At 69.9% G+C, this 24,316-nt stretch carries 20 protein-coding genes; 16 read left to right on the top strand and 4 right to left on the bottom strand.

Annotation, left to right across the window (positions count from 1 at the left end):
* The first annotated feature begins 244 nt into the window (after positions 1 to 244).
* The 4 genes from ACFY3I_RS04730 to ACFY3I_RS04715 all read left to right on the top strand — a co-directional run bounded on the left by ACFY3I_RS04730 (position 245) and on the right by ACFY3I_RS04715 (position 3,783).
* Positions 245 to 898, top strand: coding sequence for a response regulator transcription factor (locus ACFY3I_RS04730; RefSeq protein ID WP_351728548.1), 654 nt, complete (start codon positions 245 to 247; stop codon positions 896 to 898).
* 5 nt (positions 899 to 903) lie between these two features.
* Positions 904 to 2,154 (top strand): sensor histidine kinase, encoded by a 1,251-nt coding sequence (locus tag ACFY3I_RS04725; RefSeq protein ID WP_390859307.1) that lies wholly within the window; start codon positions 904 to 906, stop codon positions 2,152 to 2,154.
* Positions 2,155 to 2,555: 401 nt separating this feature from the next.
* On the top strand, positions 2,556 to 2,852 hold the full coding sequence (locus ACFY3I_RS04720; protein WP_003997302.1) for a DUF4193 domain-containing protein: 297 nt from the start codon (positions 2,556 to 2,558) through the stop codon (positions 2,850 to 2,852).
* Between the two features lie 13 nt (positions 2,853 to 2,865).
* Positions 2,866 to 3,783, top strand: a complete 918-nt coding sequence (locus ACFY3I_RS04715; protein WP_390859306.1) for a hypothetical protein — start codon at positions 2,866 to 2,868, stop codon at positions 3,781 to 3,783.
* Positions 3,784 to 3,870: 87 nt separating this feature from the next.
* Here ACFY3I_RS04715 and ACFY3I_RS04710 read toward each other — a convergent pair whose 3' ends face one another.
* Positions 3,871 to 4,344 carry a DUF3093 domain-containing protein gene (locus ACFY3I_RS04710; protein WP_365288731.1) on the bottom strand — a complete coding sequence of 158 codons (474 nt, stop codon included), beginning with the start codon at positions 4,342 to 4,344 and terminating at the stop codon, positions 3,871 to 3,873.
* A 58-nt stretch (positions 4,345 to 4,402) separates the two neighbouring features.
* On the opposite strand from ACFY3I_RS04710, the gene ACFY3I_RS04705 reads away from it, so the two are divergent.
* The 8 genes from ACFY3I_RS04705 to ACFY3I_RS04670 all read left to right on the top strand — a co-directional run bounded on the left by ACFY3I_RS04705 (position 4,403) and on the right by ACFY3I_RS04670 (position 12,378).
* Positions 4,403 to 4,987, top strand: coding sequence for a PaaI family thioesterase (locus ACFY3I_RS04705; RefSeq protein WP_365288732.1), 585 nt, complete (start codon positions 4,403 to 4,405; stop codon positions 4,985 to 4,987).
* A gap of 41 nt (positions 4,988 to 5,028) precedes the next feature.
* Positions 5,029 to 5,574, top strand: coding sequence for a dUTP diphosphatase (gene dut / locus ACFY3I_RS04700; RefSeq protein ID WP_365288805.1), 546 nt, complete (start codon positions 5,029 to 5,031; stop codon positions 5,572 to 5,574).
* A 1-nt stretch (position 5,575) separates the two neighbouring features.
* The gene (locus tag ACFY3I_RS04695) at positions 5,576 to 6,337 is read left to right on the top strand and encodes a DUF3710 domain-containing protein (protein WP_365288733.1); all 762 of its coding nucleotides are present in this window, start codon (positions 5,576 to 5,578) and stop codon (positions 6,335 to 6,337) included.
* Between the two features lie 191 nt (positions 6,338 to 6,528).
* Entirely contained in the window at positions 6,529 to 7,698 is a 1,170-nt protein-coding gene (locus tag ACFY3I_RS04690; RefSeq protein ID WP_390859305.1) for an alginate lyase family protein, read from the top strand.
* Positions 7,699 to 7,855: 157 nt separating this feature from the next.
* On the top strand, positions 7,856 to 10,435 hold the full coding sequence (locus ACFY3I_RS04685; RefSeq protein ID WP_390859304.1) for an ATP-binding protein: 2,580 nt from the start codon (positions 7,856 to 7,858) through the stop codon (positions 10,433 to 10,435).
* Entirely contained in the window at positions 10,432 to 11,118 is a 687-nt protein-coding gene (locus ACFY3I_RS04680) for a response regulator (protein ID WP_390859303.1), read from the top strand. The genes ACFY3I_RS04685 and ACFY3I_RS04680 overlap by 4 nt, the downstream gene beginning before the upstream one ends.
* A gap of 102 nt (positions 11,119 to 11,220) precedes the next feature.
* Positions 11,221 to 11,619, top strand: a complete 399-nt coding sequence (locus tag ACFY3I_RS04675; RefSeq protein ID WP_365288737.1) for an OB-fold nucleic acid binding domain-containing protein — start codon at positions 11,221 to 11,223, stop codon at positions 11,617 to 11,619.
* Between the two features lie 3 nt (positions 11,620 to 11,622).
* Positions 11,623 to 12,378: a DUF3159 domain-containing protein gene (locus ACFY3I_RS04670; protein ID WP_365288738.1), complete on the top strand. Its 756-nt coding sequence runs from the start codon at positions 11,623 to 11,625 to the stop codon at positions 12,376 to 12,378.
* Positions 12,379 to 12,447: 69 nt separating this feature from the next.
* On the opposite strand, the gene ACFY3I_RS04665 is transcribed toward ACFY3I_RS04670, so the two are convergent.
* The gene (locus ACFY3I_RS04665) at positions 12,448 to 13,119 is read right to left on the bottom strand and encodes a TrkA family potassium uptake protein (protein ID WP_365288739.1); all 672 of its coding nucleotides are present in this window, start codon (positions 13,117 to 13,119) and stop codon (positions 12,448 to 12,450) included.
* A complete protein-coding gene (locus ACFY3I_RS04660; protein WP_365288740.1) occupies positions 13,119 to 13,790 on the bottom strand; it encodes a TrkA family potassium uptake protein in 672 nt (223 codons plus the stop codon). The genes ACFY3I_RS04665 and ACFY3I_RS04660 overlap by 1 nt, the downstream gene beginning before the upstream one ends.
* A 363-nt stretch (positions 13,791 to 14,153) precedes the next feature.
* On the opposite strand from ACFY3I_RS04660, the gene ACFY3I_RS04655 reads away from it, so the two are divergent.
* Positions 14,154 to 16,199, top strand: coding sequence for an APC family permease (locus ACFY3I_RS04655; protein WP_365288741.1), 2,046 nt, complete (start codon positions 14,154 to 14,156; stop codon positions 16,197 to 16,199).
* A gap of 115 nt (positions 16,200 to 16,314) precedes the next feature.
* Positions 16,315 to 17,643 carry a class I SAM-dependent RNA methyltransferase gene (locus ACFY3I_RS04650; RefSeq protein WP_390859302.1) on the top strand — a complete coding sequence of 443 codons (1,329 nt, stop codon included), beginning with the start codon at positions 16,315 to 16,317 and terminating at the stop codon, positions 17,641 to 17,643.
* 227 nt (positions 17,644 to 17,870) lie between these two features.
* Here ACFY3I_RS04650 and ACFY3I_RS04645 read toward each other — a convergent pair whose 3' ends face one another.
* Positions 17,871 to 21,161 (bottom strand): AAA domain-containing protein, encoded by a 3,291-nt coding sequence (locus tag ACFY3I_RS04645; protein ID WP_390859301.1) that lies wholly within the window; start codon positions 21,159 to 21,161, stop codon positions 17,871 to 17,873.
* 280 nt (positions 21,162 to 21,441) lie between these two features.
* Between ACFY3I_RS04645 and ACFY3I_RS04640 the strand changes: the two genes are divergently transcribed.
* Both ACFY3I_RS04640 and ACFY3I_RS04635 read left to right on the top strand, forming a co-directional pair.
* Positions 21,442 to 23,265, top strand: a complete 1,824-nt coding sequence (locus ACFY3I_RS04640) for a DUF262 domain-containing protein (RefSeq protein WP_390859430.1) — start codon at positions 21,442 to 21,444, stop codon at positions 23,263 to 23,265.
* Positions 23,265 to 24,305, top strand: a complete 1,041-nt coding sequence (locus ACFY3I_RS04635) for a CBS domain-containing protein (RefSeq protein ID WP_390859300.1) — start codon at positions 23,265 to 23,267, stop codon at positions 24,303 to 24,305. Before ACFY3I_RS04640 ends, ACFY3I_RS04635 begins: the two co-directional genes overlap by 1 nt.
* The last annotated feature ends 11 nt before the right edge of the window (positions 24,306 to 24,316 follow it).

Genomic DNA, 24,316 nt, shown 5'->3' with positions numbered 1-24,316 from the left:
CACATGCAGAGCGTGATCGCGGGGTGTACATGCCGTCCTCCCCTCGCGCCCTTCGGTGGAAACCTCAACCGCAGGAGAAAATCCCGCATTCCCGCCCCGCCCCGCGGATCCTGCCGTCACCACCCCTGCCTTACTGCCGACTTATGGCCGAAAAGGGCAGGATGGAGGTCACACACCCCACGGAGATCACTGCCCGCGTGCGCCGGTGCGCGCTACGCGGGTGGACAGAGGAAGGACAAGCGACGTGCGCGTACTCGTCGTCGAGGACGAGCAACTGCTCGCCGATGCGGTGGCCACCGGACTGCGCCGGGAGGCCATGGCCGTCGACGTCGTGTACGACGGTGCGGCGGCCCTGGAGCGTATCGGCGTCAACGACTACGACGTGGTCGTCCTCGACCGTGATCTCCCCCTCGTGCACGGCGACGACGTCTGCCGCAGGATCGTCGAGCTGGGCATGCCCACGCGCGTGCTGATGCTCACCGCGTCCGGTGACGTCAGCGACCGAGTGGAGGGCCTGGAGATCGGCGCCGACGACTACCTGCCCAAGCCCTTCGCGTTCAGCGAGCTGATCGCACGCGTGCGTGCCCTGGGCCGGCGTACCAGCGTCCCGCTGCCCCCCGTCCTCGAACGCGCCGGCATCAAGCTCGACCCGAACCGCCGCGAGGTCTTCCGTGACGGCAAGGAGGTCCAGCTCGCGCCCAAGGAGTTCGCGGTCCTGGAGGTCCTGATGCGCAGCGAGGGTGCGGTGGTCTCCGCCGAGCAGCTCCTGGAGAAGGCCTGGGACGAGAACACGGACCCCTTCACCAACGTCGTGCGGGTGACCGTGATGACGCTGCGCCGCAAGCTGGGCGAGCCCGCGGTGATCGTCACCGTGCCCGGCTCGGGCTACCGGATCTGACGGCCGTGGCGACCACCCCCGCACCCGCGCAGGCACCCCCCAAGCCCACCTGGGACCCCCGCAGACCGCAGCCGGTCTTCCCGTGGCTGCGCCCGACGATCCGGATACGGCTCACCCTGCTGTACGGCGGCATGTTCCTGATCGCCGGCATCCTGCTGCTGTCGATCATCTACCTGCTCGCGGCGCAGGCGATCAGCACCGGCAACCAGCCGCTGTTCAAGATCGTCAGCGGTACGGACGTCAACGTCTCCAGCGACAGCTGCTCGGCGATCGCCGGTTCCGCCCGCCTGCCGGTCCCGGACTTCAACAACGCCATCGCCCGGTGCGTGGACCACCAGCGCCAGGCGGCCCTGGACGACCTGCTGAGCCGTTCCCTGCTCGCCCTGCTGGGCCTGGCCGTGATCGCCTTCGCGTTCGGTTACGCGATGGCCGGGCGGGTGCTGTCCCCGCTCGGCCGGATCACCCGCACCGCCCGCGCGGTGGCCGGCTCGGACCTCTCCCGCCGGATCGAGCTGGACGGCCCGGACGACGAGCTCAAGGAGCTCGCGGACACCTTCGACGACATGCTGGAGCGGCTGCAGCGGGCCTTCACCGCCCAGCAGCGCTTCGTCGGCAACGCCTCCCACGAGCTGCGCACGCCGCTGGCGATCAACCGCACGCTCCTGGAAGTGCATCTGTCGGACCCGGGCGCGCCCGTGGAGCTGCAACAGCTCGGCAAGACCCTGCTGGCCACCAACGAACGCAGCGAGCAGCTCGTGGAGGGCCTGCTGCTGCTCGCCCGCAGCGACAACCAGATCGTCGAGCGCAAACCCGTGGACCTGGCCGAGGTGGCCACCCAGGCGGTCGACCAGGTCCACGCCGAGGCGGCGGCCAAGGGCGTGACCATCCGGGGCACGCGCAAGCCGGCGGTCGTGCAGGGCAACGGCGTCCTGCTGGAGCGGATCGCGCTGAACCTGGTGCAGAACGCGGTGCGCTACAACGTCGCCGAGGACGGCTGGGTCGAGGTCGACACCGAGATCGACCACGGCCAGGCGGTACTGTCCGTGTCGAACACGGGTCCGGTGGTGCCGGCGTACGAGATCGACAATCTGTTCGAGCCCTTCCGGCGGCTCCGTACCGAGCGCACGGGGAGCGACAAGGGCGTCGGTCTCGGTCTGTCGATCGTCCGGTCCGTGGCCCGGGCGCACGGCGGGCACATCGCGGCCCGGCCTCGTGAGGGCGGAGGTCTCGTGATGCGGGTCACCCTGCCGATCTGACCAGTTACAAGATCGCGACACTCGCGGCTGATGTTCGCTTTGCGCGGAATTTTCAGTCGGCGTGCCGTGGTACCCCCTGTGTGATCGATCACAAGGGCGGATTTCCGGCCATCTACTCTCCGTGATCATGACTAGGGGAATAAAGCCGGTAAAATCCCTGTTTTCACGGGTCTTGATCACGGGAAGTACAGGGTGAGGCGCCTTTGAGGTGCCTCGTGAGGACCGTGTACGGTCCCCATCGCCATTCAACCCGATCACTCTCGAGGGATCCGGTTGGGTGTCGATTGAGTAACAGACCTTGATGTGAGGCAAAATCTCCGCCTCAGGTCGGGCACAAGTCCGGCCTCTCACGCGTTACGTGCGCTGGAGACACCGCAGACACCCAGAGGGGGAGAGCGACCATGGCAACCGATTACGACACTCCACGCAAGACCGACGACGACGTCGACTCGGACAGTCTTGAAGAGCTGAAGGCCCGGAGGAACGACAAGTCCACGTCCTCGGTGGACGTAGACGAGTTCGAGGCCGCCGAAGGCCTGGAGCTGCCCGGCGCGGACCTCTCGAACGAGGAGCTGGCCGTCCGGGTGCTGCCCAAGCAGCAGGACGAGTTCACCTGCATGAGCTGCTTCCTGGTGCACCACCGCAGCCAGCTGGCCCGGGAGAAGAACGGTCAGCCGATCTGCCGCGACTGCGACTGAGGAGGGGTCGGGCATGACTGGCTCGACCCCACCCCGGAAGCGCCGTTTCCCCCTGCGGGGAGCGGACTCGGGGCCGTCCGACGGCCCACGCGCGCGTGACGACGGGCGAGGCTCATCCGATCCGGGAGCCTCGCTCGAACCGGCGGCCGACCGGGGTGACCTCCCGGCGCCGGCGGAACAGCCCGCGCCCGTCGCATGGCGACGGGCCGGGGGCATCCGTGACAAGGCCGTGAATCTGGCCCGGGAAGGCGTCCGTAAGGGCGGCAGCCGGGCGAGAGCGGGGCTGGCCTACCTCGCGGACCGGATCATCGAGATCGCCCCTCGTGTCCCCGTACGCGACCTCGCGGCGCTGCGCAGGCAGTTCCCGGACCTCGGGCCCGAGCAGCTCGCCGACAAGCTGGTGGCGGGCGCGGCGGCCGCGACCTCCGCGGTCGGGGCCGGGGTCGGCGCCGCGGCGATGCTGCCGGTGCCGCCGGCGATGCCGACCGAGCTGGCCGCGGAGATCACCGGGGTGGCGGCGATCGAGCTGAAGCTGATCGCCGAGCTCCACGAGGTCTACGGCGTCAGGCCGCCGGGCGGCCTCAAGGACCGCAGCACCGCGTACCTGGCCTCCTGGTCGGGGGAGCGCGGGATCGACGTGATGAAACCGTCGACGCTCAACAACGCCCTCGGCGGGCACATGAAGCGCGAACTGCGCCAGCAGATCATGAAGCGGATGGTGCGGGACCTGCCCAACCTGATGCCGTTCATGGTGGGCGCCGCGGTGGGCGCGGTCATGAACCGGCGGGACACCAGGAAGCTCGCGGCGCGGATCCGGGCGGACCTGAGAAAGATCCAGGTGCCGTGGTCGGCGCTGCCGGAGCTGCCGCCGCTGGAGGAACCGGCGCAGCCGCTGCCGATCGCCGAGCTGCCGGAGGACTTCGGGGACTGACCGCCGGCGGCCGGGAGACGGGCGGGACCGGCCGGCCCGCTCCCGGGACCCGCGGTACCCGCTGGGGCTTCCGGGGCCGGCCCGGGTCTACTCGGCCTTGTCCTGGGCGTTCCTGGCCGCCTCGATCGCCGCGGCCAGGGCCTCCGGCTCCCGCGTCGACAGGTACAGGTAGGGCGTCGGGTCCGCGGGGTCGGTGACCTCCACGCGCAGGGCCCTCGGGATGTAGGCGCGCAGCAGCAGGAAGGCGCGGACGTCGGCCTTGTACGTGCGCCAGGCGCGCGCCTCCTCCGGGTCCAGGATCTCCGACTCCCCGAGCGCGGACACCGGGATCTTCGCCTCGCCCGCGATCAGCGAGTCACCCACCACGCGGATGCGGGGAGAACCGTACGAACTGGCCACCACGGCCGCCGCCGCCGTGCCGCCCACGAGACCGCCGAGCGTGGGCAGGGTGCCGAACGGCAGCAGGACCAGGGCGCACGAGACGCCGATCAGGAAGCTGAGGAACCACCACGACCGGGGGGCCGTGAGGCGTTCTTCGTACGGGGTGGCGGAGAGCTGCATGGTGCCAAGCTTGGCACGGTGTCCTGATTCATCGGACGCGCGGGTAAGGTCTGCGCCTGTGAGTGGTAGTTCCGCAGCTCTTCAGCCTCCCGCCAGTGCCCGGAAACCGGTACGGCACCCCGACGCTCCCGCGCCCGGCGCGCTCATCGGCGCCCACTACGAACAGTGTTTCGGATGCGGTCACGAGCAGGCGCACGGGCTGCATCTGGAGGTGCGGGCCGGCGAGGGGGTGTCCCTCACCGCCGAGTTCACCGTGCGCGCCGCCCACCAGGGCGCCCCGGGCCTCGCGCACGGCGGTGTGCTCGCCAGCGCCCTCGACGAGACGCTCGGCTCGCTGAACTGGCTGCTGCGGAAGATCGCCGTCACCGGACGGCTGGAGACCGACTTCGTGCGACCGGTACCGGTGGGCAGCACACTGCACGTGTCGGCCGAGGTCGCCGCGGTGGCCGGCCGGAAGATCTACTCGACCGCCACCGGGCGCCTGGACGGCCCGGACGGACCCGTCGCGGTCCGTGCCGAGGCCCTCTTCGTGGAGGTGCCGGTCGAGCACTTCGTCGACCACGGCCGCGAGGAAGAGATCAAGGCCGCCATGAACGACCCGGACCGGACCAGGCGCAGCCGCGCCTTCGAGGTGAACCCGTGAACCCCGCAAGCTCCCCGGACCCCGCGGGCCCGGTCCGTACCGTGAGCCCGCTCGACGTCCTGATCCGCCGCGTCGACCCGGACGTACCGCTTCCGGCGTACGAGCACCCCGGGGACGCGGGAGCCGATCTGCGGACCACCGAGGCGTGCGAGCTGAAGCCCGGTGAACGGGCCGTACTGCCCACGGGGGTGTCGATCGCCCTCCCGGAGGGGTACGCGGCCTTCGTACACCCTCGTTCGGGGCTGGCCGCCCGGTGCGGCGTGGCCCTCGTGAATGCCCCGGGGACGATTGATGCCGGGTACCGTGGGGAGATCAAGGTGATCGTGGTGAATCTCGACCCGCGCGAGGCAGTGCGGTTCGAGCGCTTCGACCGGATTGCCCAACTGGTCGTCCAGCAGGTCGAGAGGGTCCGCTTCCAGGAGGTGGCGGAGCTTCCCGATTCGGCGCGGGCCGAGGGGGGCTTCGGGTCCACCGGCGGGCATGCCGCGGTGGACGACGTGAGCGGCACAAGCGGTCAGGCCGCCGAGGGCGGTCGGACGGGTGGGAATCGATACGCTTCGGTCGTATCCGACCGGGAAGGACAGTGACGTGTTCGGACGTCGCAACAAGAAGGGTGCCGCCGAGGACGCGGCCGGCGAGGCCGAGCAGGTCGTCGACAGCGTCGACACCGAGGCGGACGAGGTGGAGGGCGAGCGCGAGCGCGTACGCCTGGAGCCGGAGCCCCGGCCCGACGGGCCGTGGGACGCCACCGAGGTGCGGGAGCCGGGCGAGGGCCGGGTGGACCTCGGCGGGCTGTTCGTGCCCGGCGTCGACGGCATGGAGCTGCGGGTCGAGGTCGCGGGTGACGCGATCGTCGCCGCGACCGTGGTGCTCAAGGACAGTGCCGTGCAGTTGCAGGCCTTCGCCGCTCCCAAGCGCGAGGGCATCTGGGGCGAGGTGCGCGAGGAGATCGGCTCCGGCATCACCCAGCAGGGCGGCATCGTCGACGAGGTCGAGGGTCCGCTGGGCTGGGAGCTGCGCGCCCAGGTGCCGGTGCAGCTGCCGGACGGCACGGGCGGCTACCAGGTCGTCCGGTTCGTGGGCGTGGACGGTCCGCGCTGGTTCCTGCGCGGGGTGATCTCCGGCCAGGGCGCGGTGCAGCCGCAGGCCGCCGGGCTCCTCGAGCAGATCTTCCGGGACACCGTGGTGGTCCGCGGCGAGGGTCCGATGGCGCCCCGCGACCCGATCGTCCTGAAGCTGCCCAACGACGCCCAGATGGTTCCCGAGGGCGTCCAGCAGGAGGAGTCCTCGCGCTTCTCCGGCGGCATGGGCCAGCTCCAGCGCGGACCGGAGATCACCGAGGTCCGCTGACGGCGCCGCGCGCGACGGAGGGCCGTACCCCTTGCGGGTGCGGCCCTTTCACATGCCCGCACTCGCGGGTGTGAACGGCCGCCCCTTCCTTCACACCTTGACGGAAGTCTGGTCCGTACCTACGGTCTCGGCACGCCTTCGTTCACAGAGGCGCTCCAGGTTCACATACGAGAACGTAGAACGGAGTCGCTGTGCGTCGCATCCCCCTGCTCGCGGCCGCCGGAGCCCTGCTCCTGGGAGCCTTCACGGCCCCCGCCGCCCATTCGGCCCCCAGCACCTTCGTGCACCCCGGAGTCACCGTCTCCAAGGCCCAGCTGGACTTCGCCCGCTCCGAGGTGCTGGCCGGCGCCCAGCCCTGGAAGTCGGCCTACGACCAGATGATGGCGAGCAAGTACGCCGACCTGAACCGGACCCCGGCGCCCCGGGCGACGGTCGAGTGCGGGTCGTACTCGAACCCCAACTACGGGTGCACCGACGAGCGCGAGGACGCGATCGCCGCCTACACCGACGCCCTCGCCTGGTACATCACCAAGGACGCCCGCTACGCCCAGAAGGCGATCCAGATCATGGACGCCTGGTCGGGCACGATCACCAGTCACACCAACAGCAACGCGCCCCTGCAGACCGGCTGGGCCGGCTCCTCCTGGCCCAAGGCCGCCGAGCTCATCAGGTACACGTACACCGGCACCTGGGCCAACGAGGGCCGCTTCGCCACCATGCTGCGCAACGTCTACCTGCCCACCGTGATCAAGGGCTCCAACTCCAACGGCAACTGGGAGCTGACGATGACGGAGGCCGCCGTCGGCATCTCCGTCTTCCTGGAGGACAAGGCGTCGTACGACTCGGCCATGGCCAGGTTCCGCACCCGCACGGCCGCCTACGTCTACCTGGCCTCCGACGGATCGGTGCCGAAGACCGTGCCCAGCCAGAACCTCGACACCACCGCCAAGATCGTCTCCTACTGGCAGGGCCAGTCCACCTTCGTCACCGGGCTCACCCAGGAGACCTGCCGGGACTTCACGCACACCGGCTACGGCATCTCCTCGATCTCGCACGTCGCCGAGACCAGCCGGATCCAGGGCCAGGACCTGTACGGCACGGACGTCGGCGAACGGCTCCGGCAGGCACTCGGCTTCCAGTCCAAGTACCAGCTGGGCACCGCCGCCCCGAGCTGGCTCTGCGGCGGCTCCCTGAACCTCGGGCTCGGACCCGTCACCGAGGTCGGCTACAACGCCCTCCACAACCGGCTGGGCATCGCCATGACCAACACCCAGACCCTCACCCAGAACAACCGTCCCGCGGGCACCAACAACCTCTTCACGGCCTGGGAGACCCTCACCCACGGCGACAACCCCAACTGAGCCCCCGCGTGCCCCGCGACCCCCTCCGGGAGGCCCGCGGGGCACATCAGGGTTGTGTCAAAGATGCCCGCCGTCGCCCCGCCCGTCCCGTTCGCCGCGATTGTTGGCCGTAAGGTCGACGCTGCGTAGGCGGCGGTAAGCGGAAGACAATGGGACCATGGCACGCGGCAAGCTTCGGATCTATCTCGGTGCGGCACCGGGCGTGGGCAAGACCTACGCCATGCTCTCCGAGGCCCACCGGCGCGTGGAGCGCGGCACCGACTGCGTGGTCGCCTACGTCGAGCATCACAACCGGCCGCGCACCGAGGTGATGCTGCACGGCCTGGAACAGCTTCCCCGCAAGGAGCTGGACTACCGGGACGCCGCCTTCACGGAGATGGACGTGGACGCCGTCCTGCGCCGCGCCCCCGCCGTCGCCCTGGTGGACGAACTCGCCCACACCAACATCCCGGGCTCCCGCAACGCCAAGCGCTGGCAGGACGTCGAGGAACTGCTCGCCGCGGGCATCGACGTCGTCTCCACCGTCAACATCCAGCACCTGGAGTCCCTCGGCGACGTCGTCGAGTCCATCACCGGCGTGCGCCAGCGTGAGACCGTGCCCGACGAGGTGGTACGGCGCGCGGACCAGATCGAGCTGGTCGACATGTCGCCCCAGGCGCTGCGCCGGCGCATGGCGCACGGCAACATCTACAAGTCCGACAAGGTCGACGCGGCCCTGTCCAACTACTTCCGGCCCGGCAACCTGACCGCCCTGCGCGAACTCGCGCTGCTGTGGGTGGCCGACCGGGCCGACGAGTACCTCAAGCAGTACCGCAGCGAGCACCGGGTCTCCGCGATCTGGGGCTCCCGGGAGCGGATCGTCGTAGGGCTGACCGGCGGCCCCGAGGGGCGCACCCTGATCCGGCGGGCCGCACGCCTCGCCGAGAAGGGCGCCGGCGGCGAGGTCCTGGCCGTCTACATCTCCCGCAGCGACGGCCTGACCTCGGCGTCCCCGAAGGAACTCGCCGTCCAGCGCACCCTGGTCGAGGACCTCGGCGGCACCTTCCACCAGGTCGTCGGCGAGGACATCCCGGCGGCCCTGCTGGACTTCGCGCGCGGGGCCAACGCCACCCAGATCGTGCTCGGCTCCTCCCGCCGCAAGGCCTGGCAGTACGTGCTCGGGCCCGGCGTCGGCGCCACGGTCGCCCGCGAGTCGGGACCCGACCTGGACGTCCACATCGTCACCCACGAAGAGGTCGCCAAGGGACGGGGACTGCCGGTGGCCCGGGGCGCCCGGCTCGGGCGCGGCCGGATCATCGCGGGCTGGCTGGTCGGCCTGGTCGGCCCCGCCGCCATGGCGGTGCTGCTGAACACCGTCGAACTCGGCCTCGCCAACGACATGCTGCTCTTCCTGACCTTCACGGTCGCGGCGGCGCTGCTCGGCGGGCTCTTCCCGGCGCTGGCCTCGGCGGCCTTCGGGTCCCTGCTGCTGAACTACTTCTACACCCCGCCCCTGCACCGGCTGACCGTCGCCGACCCGAAGAACATCGTGGCCATCGTGGTCTTCTTCGGGGTCGCGCTGTCCGTCGCCTCGGTCGTGGACCTCGCGGCCCGCCGCACCCACCAGGCGGCCCGGCTGCGCGCCGAGTCCGAGATCCTCTCCCTGCTCGCCGGCAACGTGCTGCGCGGCGAGACCGGACTGGAGGAGCTGCTCGAACGGGTCCGGGAGACCTTCGGCATGGAGTCCGCCGCCCTCCTGGAACGGGCGGGCGACGTCGAGCCCTGGAGCTGCGCGGGCCGGGCCGGCGTCGGCCCGGCCCCGGCCCGGCCCGAGGACGCCGACGTCGACGTGCCCGTGGGCGACCACATGGCCCTCGCTCTCACCGGCCGGGTGCTGCCCGCCGAGAACCGCCGGGTGCTCGGCGCCTTCGCCGCGCAGGCGGCCGTCGTGCTGGACCGCAGGCGGCTCCAGGAGGAGGCCGAACGGGCCCGCGCGCTCGCCGAGGGCAACCGGATCCGCACGGCCCTGCTGGCAGCCGTCAGCCACGACCTGCGGACCCCGCTCGCCGGCATCAAGGCGGCGGTCTCCTCGCTGCGCTCGGAGGACGTGGACTGGTCCGAGGAGGACCGGGCGGAGCTGCTGGAGGGCATCGAGGAGGGCGCCGACCGGCTCGACCACCTGGTCGGCAACCTGCTCGACATGTCCCGCCTGCAGACCGGCACCGTCACCCCGATCATCCGGGAGACCGACCTCGACGAGGTGGTCCCGATGGCGCTGGTCGGGGTACCGGAGGGCAGCGTGGAACTGGACGTCCCCGAGACCCTGCCCATGGTCGAGGCCGACGCCGGGCTCCTGGAGCGGTCGGTGGCCAACCTGGTCGAGAACGCCGTGAAGTACAGCCCGGCCGACCGGGCCGGCCACGTGGTCGTCGTGTCCGCCAGCGCCATCGCCGACCGCGTGGAGGTGCGGATCGTGGACCGCGGGCCCGGCGTGCCCGACGACGCCAAGGAACGCATATTCGAGCCCTTCCAGCGCTGCGGCGACGCCCCGCGCGGCGCCGGGGTCGGCCTGGGGCTCGCGGTCGCCCGGGGCTTCGCGGAGGCGATGGGCGGCACCCTGGACGCCGAGGACACGCCCGGTGGCGGACTCACCATGGTCCTCACCCTCCGCGCGGCAGGATCGGTCGCCGCAGCAGCAGAACCCACGGCGGAGGCGACAGCACAGGCCGTGGCAGAACCGGAAAGGCAGGCCTCATGACCCGTGTGCTCGTGGTCGACGACGAGCCGCAGATCGTGCGCGCCCTCGTGATCAACCTCAAGGCGCGCAAGTACGACGTCGACGCGGCCCCCGACGGCCGTACCGCCCTCGAACTGGCCGCCTCCCGCCACCCCGACGTGGTCGTCCTCGACCTCGGCCTGCCCGACATGGACGGCGTCGAGGTGATCAAGGGGCTGCGCGGCTGGACCCGGGTGCCGATCCTGGTGCTGTCCGCCCGGCACTCCTCCGACGAGAAGGTCGAGGCGCTCGACGCGGGCGCGGACGACTACGTGACCAAGCCCTTCGGCATGGACGAGCTGCTGGCCCGGCTGCGGGCCGCCGTCCGCCGTGCCGAGCCGGCTGCCGGAGGCGGTGAGGGCGACGTGCTGGTGGAGACCGCGGGGTTCACCGTCGACCTGGCCGCGAAGAAGGTCAACAGGGCGGGCAAGGACGTCCGGCTGACCCCCACGGAATGGCATCTGCTGGAGGTGCTGGTCCGCAACAGCGGCCGGCTGGTCAGCCAGAAGCAGCTGCTGCAGGAGGTGTGGGGACCGTCGTACGGGACGGAGACCAACTACCTGCGCGTCTACATGGCACAGCTGCGCCGGAAACTGGAGGCGGACCCCTCGCACCCGGAGCACTTCATCACCGAGCCGGGCATGGGCTACCGCTTCGAGCGGTGAACCGGCCGCGGCCGGCGGGGCGGACCGGCGGCCGGCCCCGGAAGTGCGGCGGGACGTGAGCTGGACTACGGCGGTGCCGGTGAGCCCCGGTAGGCTTCAGACATGAGTGCTGTCCCTCGTTCCGAAAAGCCGGCCGGCCGGTTCCGGCGCATGCTGGGCCGGCTGTCCTCGTCGCAGGAGGACCTGGAGTCCGAGGAGCTGCGCGAGGCCGCCGACACGGCGGGCTGTATCCGGATCGGCGACTGCCAGGACCGGCAGATCGTCACCGTAACTGGTACCTTGCGCACGGTCACCCTGCGGCCGCGCGCCGGAGTCCCGGCCCTGGAGGCCGAGCTGTTCGACGGCTCCGCGGCACTGGACGTGGTGTGGCTCGGCCGGCGCTCCATCGTGGGCATAGAACCGGGGCGCAGGCTCATCGCTTCGGGCCGGATCTCGCTGAGCCGGGGCCGCCGGGTGCTGTTCAACCCCAAGTACGAACTGAGACCCCTCGGTAGGGAGTAGCCGGTGACGTCGCTCGACAAGCCGACCGAAGAAACTCAGGCAAAGGACGACGCGCGAGCGGTGACCGAGGCCGCGCTGTTCGAGGCCTTCGGCGGCGTGCGCGGCATGGTCGAGACCGTCCTGCCCGGCCTGCTGTTCGTCACGATCTTCACCATCAACAAGGACCTGCACTGGTCGGCGATCGCCGCCCTCGCGGTCTCCGTGGTGCTGGTCGTGGTCCGCCTGGCCATGAGGGACACCGTCAAGCACGCCTTCAGCGGCGTCTTCGGCGTCGCCTTCGGTGTCGTCTTCGCGATGATGACGGGCAACGCCAAGGACTTCTACCTGCCCGGCATGCTCTACACGCTGGGCCTGGCACTGGCCTACATCATCACCACGCTCTGCGGGGTGCCGCTGATCGGCCTGATCCTCGGACCGGTGTTCAAGGAGAACCTCTCCTGGCGCACCCGCAACCCCGGCCGCAAGAAGGCGTACGCCAAGGCCAGCTGGGCCTGGGGCCTGATCCTGCTCGCCAAGTGCGCGATCCTCTTCCCGCTGTACTGGTGGGCGAACACGGCCCAGCTCGGCTGGGTGCTGGTCGCGTTGAAGATCCCGCCGTTCCTGCTCGCGGTCTGGCTCACCTGGGTCTTCCTGGCGAAGGCGCCGGCGCCGATCGACGTCTTCGCCGAGATGGAGGCGGAGGAGAAGGCCGAGGAGGAGCGCAAGGCCGCGCTGGCCGCGGAGAACGGCGAGCCCTCCGGCGGACGCCACCGCAGGTAGCACCGGGCTGTCGGTACGCACGAAGGGCGCCCTCCGCGGTGGAGGGCGCCCTTCGTGCGTACCGCCGTGTCAGACCTCTTCGCGCCGTACCGACAGCAGGTCCTCCAGCTGCTCCTCACGGGCCTGGGCGGCGACGAAGAGGAGTTCGTCGCCCGCCTCCAGGGAGTCCTCGCGGGAGGGGGTGAGGACCCGGGTGCCGCGGATGATCGTGACCAGCGAGGTGTCCTCGGGCCACTCCACGTCCCCGACCTGCGTGCCGGCCAGGGCCGACTCCTCGGGCAGCGTCAGCTCCACCAGGTTGGCGTCGCCGTGGCTGAAGCGCAGCAGCCGGACCAGGTCGCCGACGCTCACCGCCTCCTCGACCAGGGCGGACATCAGGCGGGGCGTCGAAACGGCCACGTCCACGCCCCACGACTCGTTGAAGAGCCACTCGTTCTTCGGGTTGTTGACCCGGGCGACGACGCGCGGAACCCCGTACTCCGTCTTCGCGAGGAGCGAGACGACCAGGTTCACCTTGTCGTCGCCCGTCGCGGCGATCACGACGTTGCAGCGCTGCAGCGCCGCCTCGTCCAGGGAGGTGATCTCGCAGGCGTCGGCGAGCAGCCACTCCGCCTGCGGGACCCGCTCCACCGAGATGGCGGTCGGGGCCTTGTCGATCAGCAGGACCTCGTGGCCGTTCTCCAGCAGCTCGCCCGCGATCGAGCGGCCGACGGCGCCGGCTCCGGCAATGGCGACCCTCATCAGTGACCGCTCTCCTCTTCCGGACCCCCGGCGAAGGCGGCCTCGACCTTGTCGACGTCGTCCGTGCGCATCATCACGTGCACGAGGTCGCCCTCCTGCAGCACCGTCTGCGAGGTCGGCACCATCGCCTCGCCGAGCCGGGTCAGGAACGCGACCCGGACACCGGTCTCCTCCTGCAGTGTGCTGATCTTGTGGCCGACCCACTTCGGGGAGGCGTGCACCTCGGCGAGCTGCACCCCGCCGGTGGGGTCGCGCCACAGCGGCTCCGCGCCCGAGGGCAGCAGCCGGCGCAGCATCTGGTCGGCGGTCCAGCGGACCGTGGCGACGGTCGGGATGCCGAGGCGCTGGTAGACCTCGGCGCGCCGGGGGTCGTAGATACGGGCCGCGACGTTCTCCACGCCGAACATCTCCCGGGCCACCCGGGCCGAGATGATGTTCGAGTTGTCACCGCTGGAGACGGCGGCGAAGGCGCCGGCCTCCTCGATGCCCGCTTCGCGCAGGGTGTCCTGGTCGAAGCCGACCCCGGTGACCCGGCGACCGCCGAATCCCGGGCCCAGCCTGCGGAAGGCGGTGGGGTCCTGGTCGATCACGGCGACCGTGTGCCCCTGTTGCTCCAGGGTCTGGGCTAGAGCGGAACCCACTCTGCCGCAGCCCATGATGACGATGTGCACGACCGTCCTTCCGGTGTCCAAAAGTTACTGCTCAGCCCCATCAGGGTCTCAGACCGAGGCCCAAGCTACACACGCACCGTCCCGGCCGGGCACCCCTCGGCGAAGCTCATCGCCGAGTGATGCTGCGCACGCTGCAGGCGGTGAGGATTCCGAGGCCGAGGAGGGTCACCGCGGCACCGATCAGTTCTGCGGTCGCGGGCATGGGACCTCCGAAGTGCGATGACAGGCGGGGTCTGCCATCTAGGCACGAATGACGCGAAGGGCGCGGAACCCGCAGTTCCAGCCGTCACCTTTTTCACTCGGGAGGCAGATCGCGCCATGCGGCTGGAGCCCTGCCACGTCGAAGGCCTACGATGCTCTCTCGTGTCCAAACTGACCGACGTGCCCAAACGGATCCTGATCGGGCGCGCTCTGCGCAGTGACCGGCTGGGCGAAACGCTCCTGCCGAAGCGCATCGCACTCCCCGTCTTCGCCTCCGACCCGCTGTCCTCCGTCGCCTACGCGCCGGGGGAGGTCCTGCTGGTCCTGTCCATCGCGGGTGTGTCGGCCTACCACTTCAGCCCGTGGATCGCGCTCGCGGTCATCGTGCTGATGTTCACCGTGGTCGCCTCCTACCGGCAGAACGTGCACGCCTACCCGAGCGGCGGCGGCGACTACGAGGTCGCCACCACCAACCTCGGCAACAAGGCCGGCCTCACCGTGGCAAGCGCCCTGCTCGTCGACTACGTGCTGACCGTCGCGGTCTCCATCGCCTCCGGCATCGAGAACCTCGGCTCGGCGATCCCCTTCGTCGTCGAGCACAAGGTCTTCTGCGCGGTCACCGTGATCGTGCTGCTGACCCTGATGAACCTGCGCGGGGTGAAGGAGTCCGGCAAACTCTTCGCGATCCCGACGTACGTGTTCGTCGGCGGTGTCTTCATCATGATCGCGTGGGGTGCGTTCCGGGGCCTGGTCCTCGGGGACACCATGCGGGCGCCGACCGCCGGCTTCCACATCAGGGCCGAGCACCAGGGACTGGCGGGCTTCGCGCTCGTCTTCCTCCTGCTGCGCGCCTTCTCCTCGGGATGTGCCGCGCTCACCGGTGTCGAGGCGATCTCCAACGGCGTCCCGGCCTTTCGCAAGCCGAAGTCGAAGAACGCGGCGACCACGCTGGCCATGATGGGTCTGCTCGCCGTCACCATGTTCTGCGGCATCATCGCGCTGGCCATGGTCACCAAGGTCCGCATGGCCGAGAACCCGGCCACCGACCTGATCCACAACGGCGTCGGGGTCGGCTCGGGATACGTCCAGAACCCGGTCATCTCCCAGGTCGCCGAGGCCGTCTTCGGCAAGGGCAGCTTCCTGTTCATCGTGCTCGCCGCCGCCACCGCGCTGGTCCTGTTCCTGGCCGCGAACACGGCCTACAACGGCTTCCCGCTGCTCGGCTCGATCCTCGCCCAGGACCGCTACCTGCCCCGCCAGCTGCACACCCGCGGCGACCGCCTGGCCTTCTCCAACGGCATCGTGCTCCTGGCCGGCGCCGCCGCCCTGCTGGTGGTCATCTACGGCGCCGACTCGACCCGCCTGATCCAGCTGTACATCGTCGGCGTGTTCGTGTCCTTCACGCTCAGCCAGACCGGCATGGTCCGGCACTGGAACCGCCACCTGGCGACCGAGAAGGACCCGGCCAAGCGCAGCCACATGACGCGCTCCCGCGCGATCAACGCGTTCGGCGCCTTCTTCACCGGCCTGGTGCTGGTCGTCGTCCTGGTCACGAAGTTCACCCACGGCGCCTGGGTGGCGCTGCTCGGCATGTGCATCTTCTACGCGACCATGACCGCGATCCGAAAGCACTACGACCGGGTCTCCGAGGAGATCTCGGCCCCCCAGGAACCCGACGACGACCTGGTCCGGCCCTCCCGCGTGCACTCGGTCGTCCTGATCTCCAAGATCCACCGCCCCACCCTGCGCGCCCTCGCCTACGCCAAGCTGATGCGCTCGGACACCCTGGAGGCGCTCACCGTCAACGTCGACCCGGCCGAGACGAAGGCACTGCGCGAGGAGTGGGAACGGCGCGGCATAGACGTACCGCTGAAGGTCCTCGACTCGCCCTACCGCGAGATCACCCGGCCGATCATCGAGTACGTCAAGGGCCTGCGCGCCAAGTCCCCGCGGGACGCGGTCTCCGTGATCATCCCCGAGTACGTGGTCGGCCACTGGTACGAGCACCTGCTGCACAACCAGAGCGCCCTGCGCCTCAAGGGCCGGCTGCTGTTCACCCCGGGCGTCATGGTGACCTCGGTGCCCTACCAGCTGGCGTCCTCTGAGGCCGCGAGGAACCGGGCGCGCAAGCGGCAGGACTGGAACGCCCCGGGCGCGGTCCGGCGCGGTCCGGCCGAGCACCGGCCGAAGGAGCACAGCGGGGGATGAGCCGGCGGCCCGCCCCGAGCGGGGGCGGGCCCCTTCGCCGAGCACGTAGACTGGTGGGCTGTCGTCGGCCCGCGCGCGGCCGTACCCCCTCTCGCTGATCTGGAGTCACCCCGCCATGCAGGCAGAACCGAAGAAATCTCTGGTGGGGACGGAGTACGAGGTCGAGGTGGGCCCGGTCGCACACGGCGGGCACTGCATCGCCAGGACCGCCGAGGGCCAGGTGCTGTTCGTCCGGCACGCGCTGCCCGGCGAGCGGGTGGTGGCCCGGGTGACCGAGGGCGAGGAGGGGGCCCGCTTCCTGCGCGCCGACGCCGTCGACATCGTGGACGCCTCCAAGGACCGCGTCGAGGCCCCCTGCCCCTACGCCGGCCCCGGCCGCTGCGGCGGCTGCGACTGGCAGCACGCCAAGCCGGGCGCCCAGCGCCGGCTCAAGGGCGAGGTGATCGCCGAGCAGCTGCAGCGGCTCGCCGGTCTCACGCCGGAGGACGTCGGCTGGGACGGCACGGTGATGCCCGCCGAGGGCGACAAGCTGCCCGCCGGCGAGGTGCCGCAGTGGCGCACGCGCGTGCAGTACGCGGTCGACGCGGACGGCAACGCCGGTCTGCGCCGGCACCGCTCGCACGACGTGGAGCCGATCGAGCACTGCATGATCGCGGCGCCGGGCGTCAGCGAACTGGGCATCGAGGAGCGCGACTGGTCGGGCATGGTGTCGGTGGACGCGATCGCCGCGACCGGCTCCCAGGACCGCATGGTGATCCTGGAACCCCGCCCCGGCGCCCGCCTCCCTCTCGTCGAACTCGACCGGCCGGTCTCCGTCATGCGGGTCGACGAGAACGACGGCGGCATCCACCGCGTCCACGGCCGCGGCTTCGTGCGCGAGCGCGCCGACGGGCGTACCCACCGGGTCGGCAGCGGCGGCTTCTGGCAGGTCCACCCGAAGGCGGCGGACACCCTGGTCACCGCGGTCATGCAGGGCCTCCTCCCGCGCAAGGGCGAGATGGCCCTCGACCTCTACTGCGGCGTCGGCCTGTTCGCGGGCGCCCTCGCCGACCGGCTCGGCGAGAAGGGCGCGGTGCTCGGCATCGAGTCCGGCAAGCGCGCGGTGGAGGACGCCCGCCACAACCTCGCGGGGTTCCCCCGGGTCCGCGTCGAGCAGGGCAAGGTCGAGTCGGTCCTGCCGCGCACCGGGATCACCGAGGTCGACCTCGTCGTCCTCGACCCGCCCCGCGCGGGCGCCGGCCGCCAGACGGTCGCCCACCTGTCCTCCCTCGGCGCCCGCCGCATCGCCTACGTCGCCTGCGACCCGGCGGCCCTGGCCCGCGACCTGGCGTACTTCCGGGACGGGGGGTACCGGGTGCGGACACTGCGGGCGTTCGATCTGTTTCCGATGACGCATCATGTGGAGTGCGTGGCGATTCTGGAGCCTGCGGGAAAGGTCGCCTGACCTGGCGATTCGCGGCTAGTGGGGGACCACTTGACCTGTTTCCGGTCTGGAATCAGGTTGGACGGGTGGTGCCTGTTCCGACCGTGCTTTCATGGTGAAGTGCTGAGCGGGGTCGCAAGGGTGTTTCCGAGGACCAAACACCTCTTGACGCTCGTTCCATTTGTCTTTGGATCCGTGGCCACTGGTAGGCCGGAGTCTCTGCGCGGTGCGGGTTGGGTGCACGGCCCTTAACATCGGCCCTGGCCCAACCGAATATCCATGTTCCAGGCGTTGCTGCGGCCGTTCGGTCCGGCTTTGCAGACCGTGTCATAGCAGCGCCAGAACCAGGTGCCGTTCGTGCGGCGGCGCAGTTCGATGCTCGTGCCACCGCAGCGAGCACATTTCGGGGGGCGGGCGAACAGCTCGGCATGCTCGTGTTCCAGCAGCTTGCGCGCGAAGTGGCCGCCTCGCATCGTCACCATGATCTCGCGAGTCCACGACTGGGACAGGCTGTTGAGACTGCCCATCATCACCGTCTGCTCGTCGATCACCGCGATCTTCTGGTGCATGACGTTGACGGGGACGACGGTGTCGACGACGGCCCGAAGGTCGGCGATGAGGCTCTGGTTGTCCGGGCGTGCCTGGAGCTGGTCCGTGTCGTCGCGGATGAACACGGTCACGCGCACGCCCCGCCCCGCCGCCTCGCGCAGCAGCGGCAGAATGCCGCGTACCCGGCGCGCGACCCATGGGGCCCACAGCCAGATCGAGGTGCGAGCCTTGTCGATCTCCTCCTCGAAGGTGCTGAAGAAGGTCAGTTCGTCATCAAGGCCGGTCACTTCGACGTGCCGGGCCAGGACGTCGGCGAGCGCGGCTCCGAAACCGCCGAGATCTCTGGCCTTGTCCTGCGGCGGCGTGATCAGGTGGCTTGCTCTCAGCCGTCGTACGCCGGGAGTGCCGACCAACGCGGCCAGATGAGTGAAGGCCCTGCCGTTCCTCGCGGTCTGCATCCGTTCCCAGCTGCCGAGAATGTACAGACGGGTCTGGACGCGGGTGGCGGCCACATTGAACAGGCGTACTCCGTTCCGTGCCCAGTCGGACGCGTCCGGTTCGCGGTGCGCCAGGGACATCCACAGTTCGCGTCCGTCGATTCCCTCGACCGTGTCGAAGACGACGACGGGGAACTCCCGGCCCTGGAAGCGGTGCGCCGTGCCCACTTCGGCCAGAGGGCCGACTCCGCTCTCCACGTCCCGCAGAGCCTCAAGAGTCGCGTCCGCCTGGGTTCCGTACGGTGTGACGATGCCGGTCTCCTCGCCCTTGCCGCGGTGGTAGTCCACGAGGGCTCTGGCGATCAGTGTCCCGGCCGGCCACCAGCCGCTCCTGCGGCCTGTGAGGTGCGGCCTTGCCAGCTCGTGCAGTCCGTCGGTGTCGACGACCACGATCTCCGGATCGTCGGGCGGCCTCGGTGCCGCGGTCTGCTTGCCACCTCGCAGCAGTCCACCGTAGGCGAGCGAGTTGGCCAGCCGCATAACCGCCGGGCCGAAGCGGTGCTGCTCGCTCAGGGTGACGCACGCCGCGTGCCGGTGGGCGTCCGCCGGTTCCCGGATGCCGCAGTGTTCGAAGACGTCCGGGAGCAGCCAGCGCTTGACATCCGGGCGGTCGAGATCTTTCAGCTGCTCCTCGATGACCGGCCCGAGCTGCATGAAGTCACCGAGCAGCACGGCCGTCCGGGACGCCTTCGCCGTCGCGAGGATCACTTCCGGCAGCGTCGCCGCCCCCGCCTCGTCGACCAGGACGACGTCGTACGGGCCCTCGAAGACCGCCTTGTTGGTCCTGAACCTGGCGAGCGTGGTCGCGACCAGTCTGGCCCTCTTGATGATCTCGCCCTGGGCGTTGCGGGCGAGGCGTTCGTACTCCTCTTGAACCTGTTGGAACTGTGCCTCCAGCGCCGGCCGATGGGAGGTGTCGGCTGTCACCTGGGGCCGGAGTTGCTCGGCGCGGGCATGGCGGGTCGGCCAGCCCTGCCGGTCGGAGAGTCCGGTGAGTTCCGCCGCGTCGAGGGCGTGGACAACAGCTTTCTCCAGCCGGGTGACGTCGTCACGGCTCGTCGCAGTGACGGCAACGGCCGCCCTGCGGGCCGACTGCGCCGAAGCAAGCGTCCCCTCCAGGGCGACGATCTGCTCGCGGGTGTGTGTGATGCCGGCGGCCAGCTGTGCCCGCTCCCCTTCCAACGCGGTGACATGCGCTTCGGCCGTCGTACGCGCGGCCTGGGCGGTCCGGCGAGCCCGGCCGGCGTCCTCCGTCAGGGCGGTCGCCTGATCGCGGAGTGCCTGCCGCTTCTCCCGAGCCCGCCATCTGGCCATGGACCGCTGGCTGTCGAGCTGCCGCAAATCCTCTTCTACGTCACGCAGTTGTTCCTCGGCCAGGAGTGCCTCGGCTTCCTTTCGCTCCGCCGCTCCGAGGATCCGCGCCTGCTCGTCGCCAAGGCGGTCGACCTCCGACCACTTACGACGGGACTCCGCGGCTTCGTCCCGGTGCCGCTGTGCCGCCGACACAGCTCTCTCGGCCGCTTCCAAGGCCGCCTCGGCTACCTCCAGCAAGGACGCGGCGCTCTCCGCGCGTTCCCGCACGGACTGGGGGTCCTGGCCGGGCGTACGCAACAGCTTCAGCGCGTCGAAGTACGCGGTCGGATCGAAGCAGACGAGGGAGGTGTCCAGCGCGGCCAGTTCCTTGGCGCGGTTTCGTATCTCCACCAGCGCGGCCTCGATGGCACGCCTGCGCTCCGCCGTCTCCGTGAGTCGCTCGCGGATCATGAGAGGCAGAGACACCGTGGGATTGTCCGCCACTTCCCGGAGTTGCGGCGGGCCGACACGGACGATGTCACCGGATCCGTGCCGGTTCTCCCTCACCACGCCCAACAGGGCGTTGTCCACAGCGATGTTGGTGGCTGACACCAACAGCACACGGTCGCCCTGGGAGATCAGGTCACCGATCGCCCGCTTCAGCACGGTCGTCTTGCCGGTGCCCGGCGGACCCCACACCAGGTGCACGCCCTGGCCCAGGCACGCACGGTACGCATGGCCCTGCGCGGGGTGGAACCCAGGAGGGTCCGGGTCGGCGGAGGAAGTACCGCCGATCGATCCTGCGGCCAGGACGTTGGCCAGCGGATTCTCGCCCAGTCCGGCGATGCCGTCCCGCAGTGCCTCCACGAGGAAGGTCGGTGGTTGCTTCAGCAGCCACAGATACGCATCCGGAAGATCCGCGAATTCTGCGACTTTCAGCGTGAGCAAGGAGCCGTTCTGTACCGTCTCCGAGACCACGAACCCCTGCGTCTCGATGTTGTCCGAATCCGGGCCGGCCAGTCGCAGGGCGTCCAGTTGATCCGGTCCGATGTCCGAACCGCGCAGGTCCACCGCGTACCATCCGGCTTCTCTGGTGTGGACCGCGCGCCCCACCCGTTGCCAGCGCGGCTGCCTTCCCGAGCCGCCCGTGATCCTGATCAACTCGCCCAGAGCCGTCGCGATCTCCTCGCGCCACCCCACCCGCGTCGCCCCCGTTCCGCGCCCTCGCGGGATCTCCCGCGTGTACGCGGCCGGATCCCGCGGGGACCATACCCGTTGCGTACCTGGGGCGATTCCGTGCAGGACATGTTCTACGGCGACTTTCGGCCTGCCGCGTCACCGGTAGGCGTCGGTGATCCGGTGAGAAGGGCATGCACGGTCACCTGGATCTGTAGTCATCGAAGATGTGAGTCAGCGTCAAACTATGGTTGACGCTGCACATGCGCCTTGATGGAATGCCTTGTCCGCGACGAACGCGAGGGTGGGGCACGTGGCAGGGCTGGACAGCGCGAATCTCAAGGCACTTCTCGGTGACGTCGCCTCGGGAAGACTTCAACTCCCTGATTTTCAGCGGGACTGGAAGTGGGACGACGACCGTATTCGGGCCATCATCGCGACAGTGACGCTCGATTACCCGCTGGGCGTCACCATGACACTGGAGACCGGCGGCGCCTCCCGGTTCCGTACCAGGACACTCACGGGTGCGGAGTCCGCTGCCGGACGGGAGCCCGGTCTGCTGCTGCTGGACGGCCAGCAGCGGCTGACCTCGCTGTTCCAGGCGCTGTACGTCGCGGACGCGCCGGTGAAGACGGTGGACACCCGGGGCAAGCCCGTACGCCGCTGGTACTACGTCGACATAGCGAAAGCGACCGGTTCGCCGTCCGACCGAGACGAGTCGATCGTGTCGGTGCCGGAGGACCGGATCCTCCGTGCGGACTTCGGCCGCAAGATCGTGCACGACCTCAGCGATTCCTCCGGCGAATGCGGGGCGGGGCTGTTCCCCTTGCGCATCGTCTTCGACACGCAGCGGGTCAACGCATGGCGCCGCGAGTACGAGAGGGCCGACGAGGCGCGGAACTTCGATCTGTGGGCCGCCTTCGAGGACCAGGTGCTGCACCCCGTCCGGTCGTTCCAGGTACCGATGATCAACCTGTCCTCGGCGACGCCCATGGACGCCGTCTGCGCCGTCTTCGAGCGGGTCAACACCGGGGGCGTCCCGCTCAACGTCTTCGAGCTGCTCACCGCCAGCTACGCCGGGGATCCCGCGTACACGAGCCGTACCGGCGACTACTACGATCTTCTCTCCACCTGGCATTCGATCAAGGAACACCTCGCGGAACGGTTCGAGGTGTTCGGCCGCCTCGACGATGGTCTGAGCAACAGCGACTTCCTCCAAGCGGTGGCGCTGGTACGGACCTGGAACCTCAAGCAGCAGGACCCCACGGTGGGTGTCTCCTGTAAGCGGCGCGACCTGCTGGAGCTCCCGCTGAACGACTTCGAGGAGCTCGCCCCGCGTCTTCGGGAAGCCTTCGAGTGGGTCGGCCTGTTCCTGCTGACCCAGGGCATCGTCCGCGCCGAGGATCTGCCGTACCGAACCCAGGTGGTGCCGCTGGCCGCCGTGCGGGCGGTCCTCGGCGACGAGCTCGACAACCCTGAGGCGAGACAGAAGATCACCCAGTGGTACTGGTGCGGTGTCCTGGGCGAGATGTACGGCGGCTCGACCGAGACCCGGTTCACCCGTGACGTGGAGCAGCTCATCGCGTGGATACGCGACGACGGCGAAGTCCCCGACACGATCACCGACGCCTATTTCTTCCCCGAGCGCCTGCGCACCCTCAAGACCCGCAACAGCGCCGCCTACAAGGGCATCTTCGCCCTCCTGATCCGGCAGGGCGCCGTGGACTGGCACTACACAGACGGCCCGATGGCTCCCGGCCGGCTGGTGGAGTACGGCGTCGACGTCCGCCAGATCTTCCCGAAGAACTGGGTACGCCGGAACCTCGACGAGCGCTACCCGGCCGGCTCAGTGATCAACAAGACCCCACTGTCGCTCCGTGCCGCACAGGCCCTCAGCGGCGCTCCGGCCGGGTACCTGGACCCCCTCGCCGCGGCGGCGGACATGCGTCCCGAATGGTTCGACGACGTGATCTCCACCCATCTCATCGACGCGAAGGCGCTGCGGGCGAACGACTACGTCACGTTCTTCGAGGCACGCGCCACGGCGCTGGAGGACCTGGTGTACCAGGCGATGGGCAAGCGCACCACGGTCGTCCGCGGCACCCCGGACGACGAGGGTGACCGTTGATGAGGAAGCCGACGACGGAACAGCTGATCGCTCTCAAGGGGACGGAAGTACCGCTGTCCGAGCTGCTGGGCCTGTTCGCGGTCCGGGTACGGCAAGCCGGGGTCATCCGGGAGATGACCGAGTCGCTGGCCGCCGCCGGACTGACCACCCTCCCCGACTTCTCGACCTGCCCGACTCTCGCCCGGGTCCGCCTGGTGCCGGTCGCGACCGCGGTGACGACGGCGCCCGAGGACGATCCTGCCATCCCGGCCGATCCGCTGCCCCCGGGGGCGCTGCCGCAGCGCCTTCTGCTGGAGGACCTGCCCTCCGCGGTGGGTGGCCTCAAGTGCGTCTCCCGTGGTGCCGAGCTGAGCCAGGCCACCTATCTGATGCGCCACGAGGGTTACAACCAGATCCCCGTGGTCAGCAACATGACCGAACTCCACGGTGTGGTGACGTGGAAGTCGATCGCCCTCATGTACGAGAACGGCTGGGACACCACTCTGGAGAACGCGATGCAGCAGGAGTCGCTGCCCGTGTTCGACAGCCGGGAGGACCTGTTCAGCTGCCTGGCCATGCTCGTCGATCATGGATATGTGCTGGTCCGGGGGCAGGACGGCCGAATATCCGGCATCGTCACCTACCAGGAGATCGTCCGCCGCTTCCAGAACACCGCCCGCCCCTTTTTCCTCCTCGGGGAGATCGAGTCACTGCTGCGGCGCTGGCTGGGGTCCCGGCTGGACATGGAGGCCGTCATCGCCGTACAGGCCACCAACCGCAAGCCGGAACACCGCACCGGCAGGGTCGAGGACCTGATGTTCGGCGACTACGTCATCCTCCTGGACGGTACCCAACGGAGGCCCGCGCTGGCTCAGCGCGCGGACCAGAACTGGGCCGCCCTGGGCCGTCCGGCGCTCGATCGGGGCCAGTTCGTCCACCATCTCCAGCGAGTGCAGGCCATCAGGAACCGGATCGCCCACTTCGGCGACGATCCACTGCCGCCGGAAGATATGCGGGACCTGACGTCCTTCGCCCGGCAGCTGCGCGAGTGCGTACGGTGAAAGCCCTGCCC

The sequence above is a fragment of the Streptomyces sp. NPDC001068 genome (genome assembly GCF_042897315.1).
Taxonomy (GTDB): Bacteria; Actinomycetota; Actinomycetes; order Streptomycetales; family Streptomycetaceae; genus Streptomyces.
Note: the sequence above shows the minus strand (reverse complement) of the source record. Positions and strands in the feature narration are given on the sequence as shown.

Excerpts from the sequence above, each read along its gene's own strand:
- ACFY3I_RS04720 (WP_003997302.1), top strand. The coding sequence starts at position 2,556 with ATGGCAACCGATTACGACACTCCACGCAAGACCGACGACGACGTCGAC.
- ACFY3I_RS04715 (WP_390859306.1), top strand. The coding sequence starts at position 2,866 with ATGACTGGCTCGACCCCACCCCGGAAGCGCCGTTTCCCCCTGCGGGGA.
- ACFY3I_RS04710 (WP_365288731.1), bottom strand. The coding sequence starts at position 4,344 with ATGCAGCTCTCCGCCACCCCGTACGAAGAACGCCTCACGGCCCCCCGG.
- ACFY3I_RS04685 (WP_390859304.1), top strand. The coding sequence starts at position 7,856 with ATGGCACGCGGCAAGCTTCGGATCTATCTCGGTGCGGCACCGGGCGTG.
- ACFY3I_RS04680 (WP_390859303.1), top strand. The coding sequence starts at position 10,432 with ATGACCCGTGTGCTCGTGGTCGACGACGAGCCGCAGATCGTGCGCGCC.
- ACFY3I_RS04675 (WP_365288737.1), top strand. The coding sequence starts at position 11,221 with ATGAGTGCTGTCCCTCGTTCCGAAAAGCCGGCCGGCCGGTTCCGGCGC.
- ACFY3I_RS04665 (WP_365288739.1), bottom strand. The coding sequence starts at position 13,119 with ATGAGGGTCGCCATTGCCGGAGCCGGCGCCGTCGGCCGCTCGATCGCG.
- ACFY3I_RS04650 (WP_390859302.1), top strand. The coding sequence starts at position 16,315 with ATGCAGGCAGAACCGAAGAAATCTCTGGTGGGGACGGAGTACGAGGTC.
- ACFY3I_RS04635 (WP_390859300.1), top strand. The coding sequence starts at position 23,265 with ATGAGGAAGCCGACGACGGAACAGCTGATCGCTCTCAAGGGGACGGAA.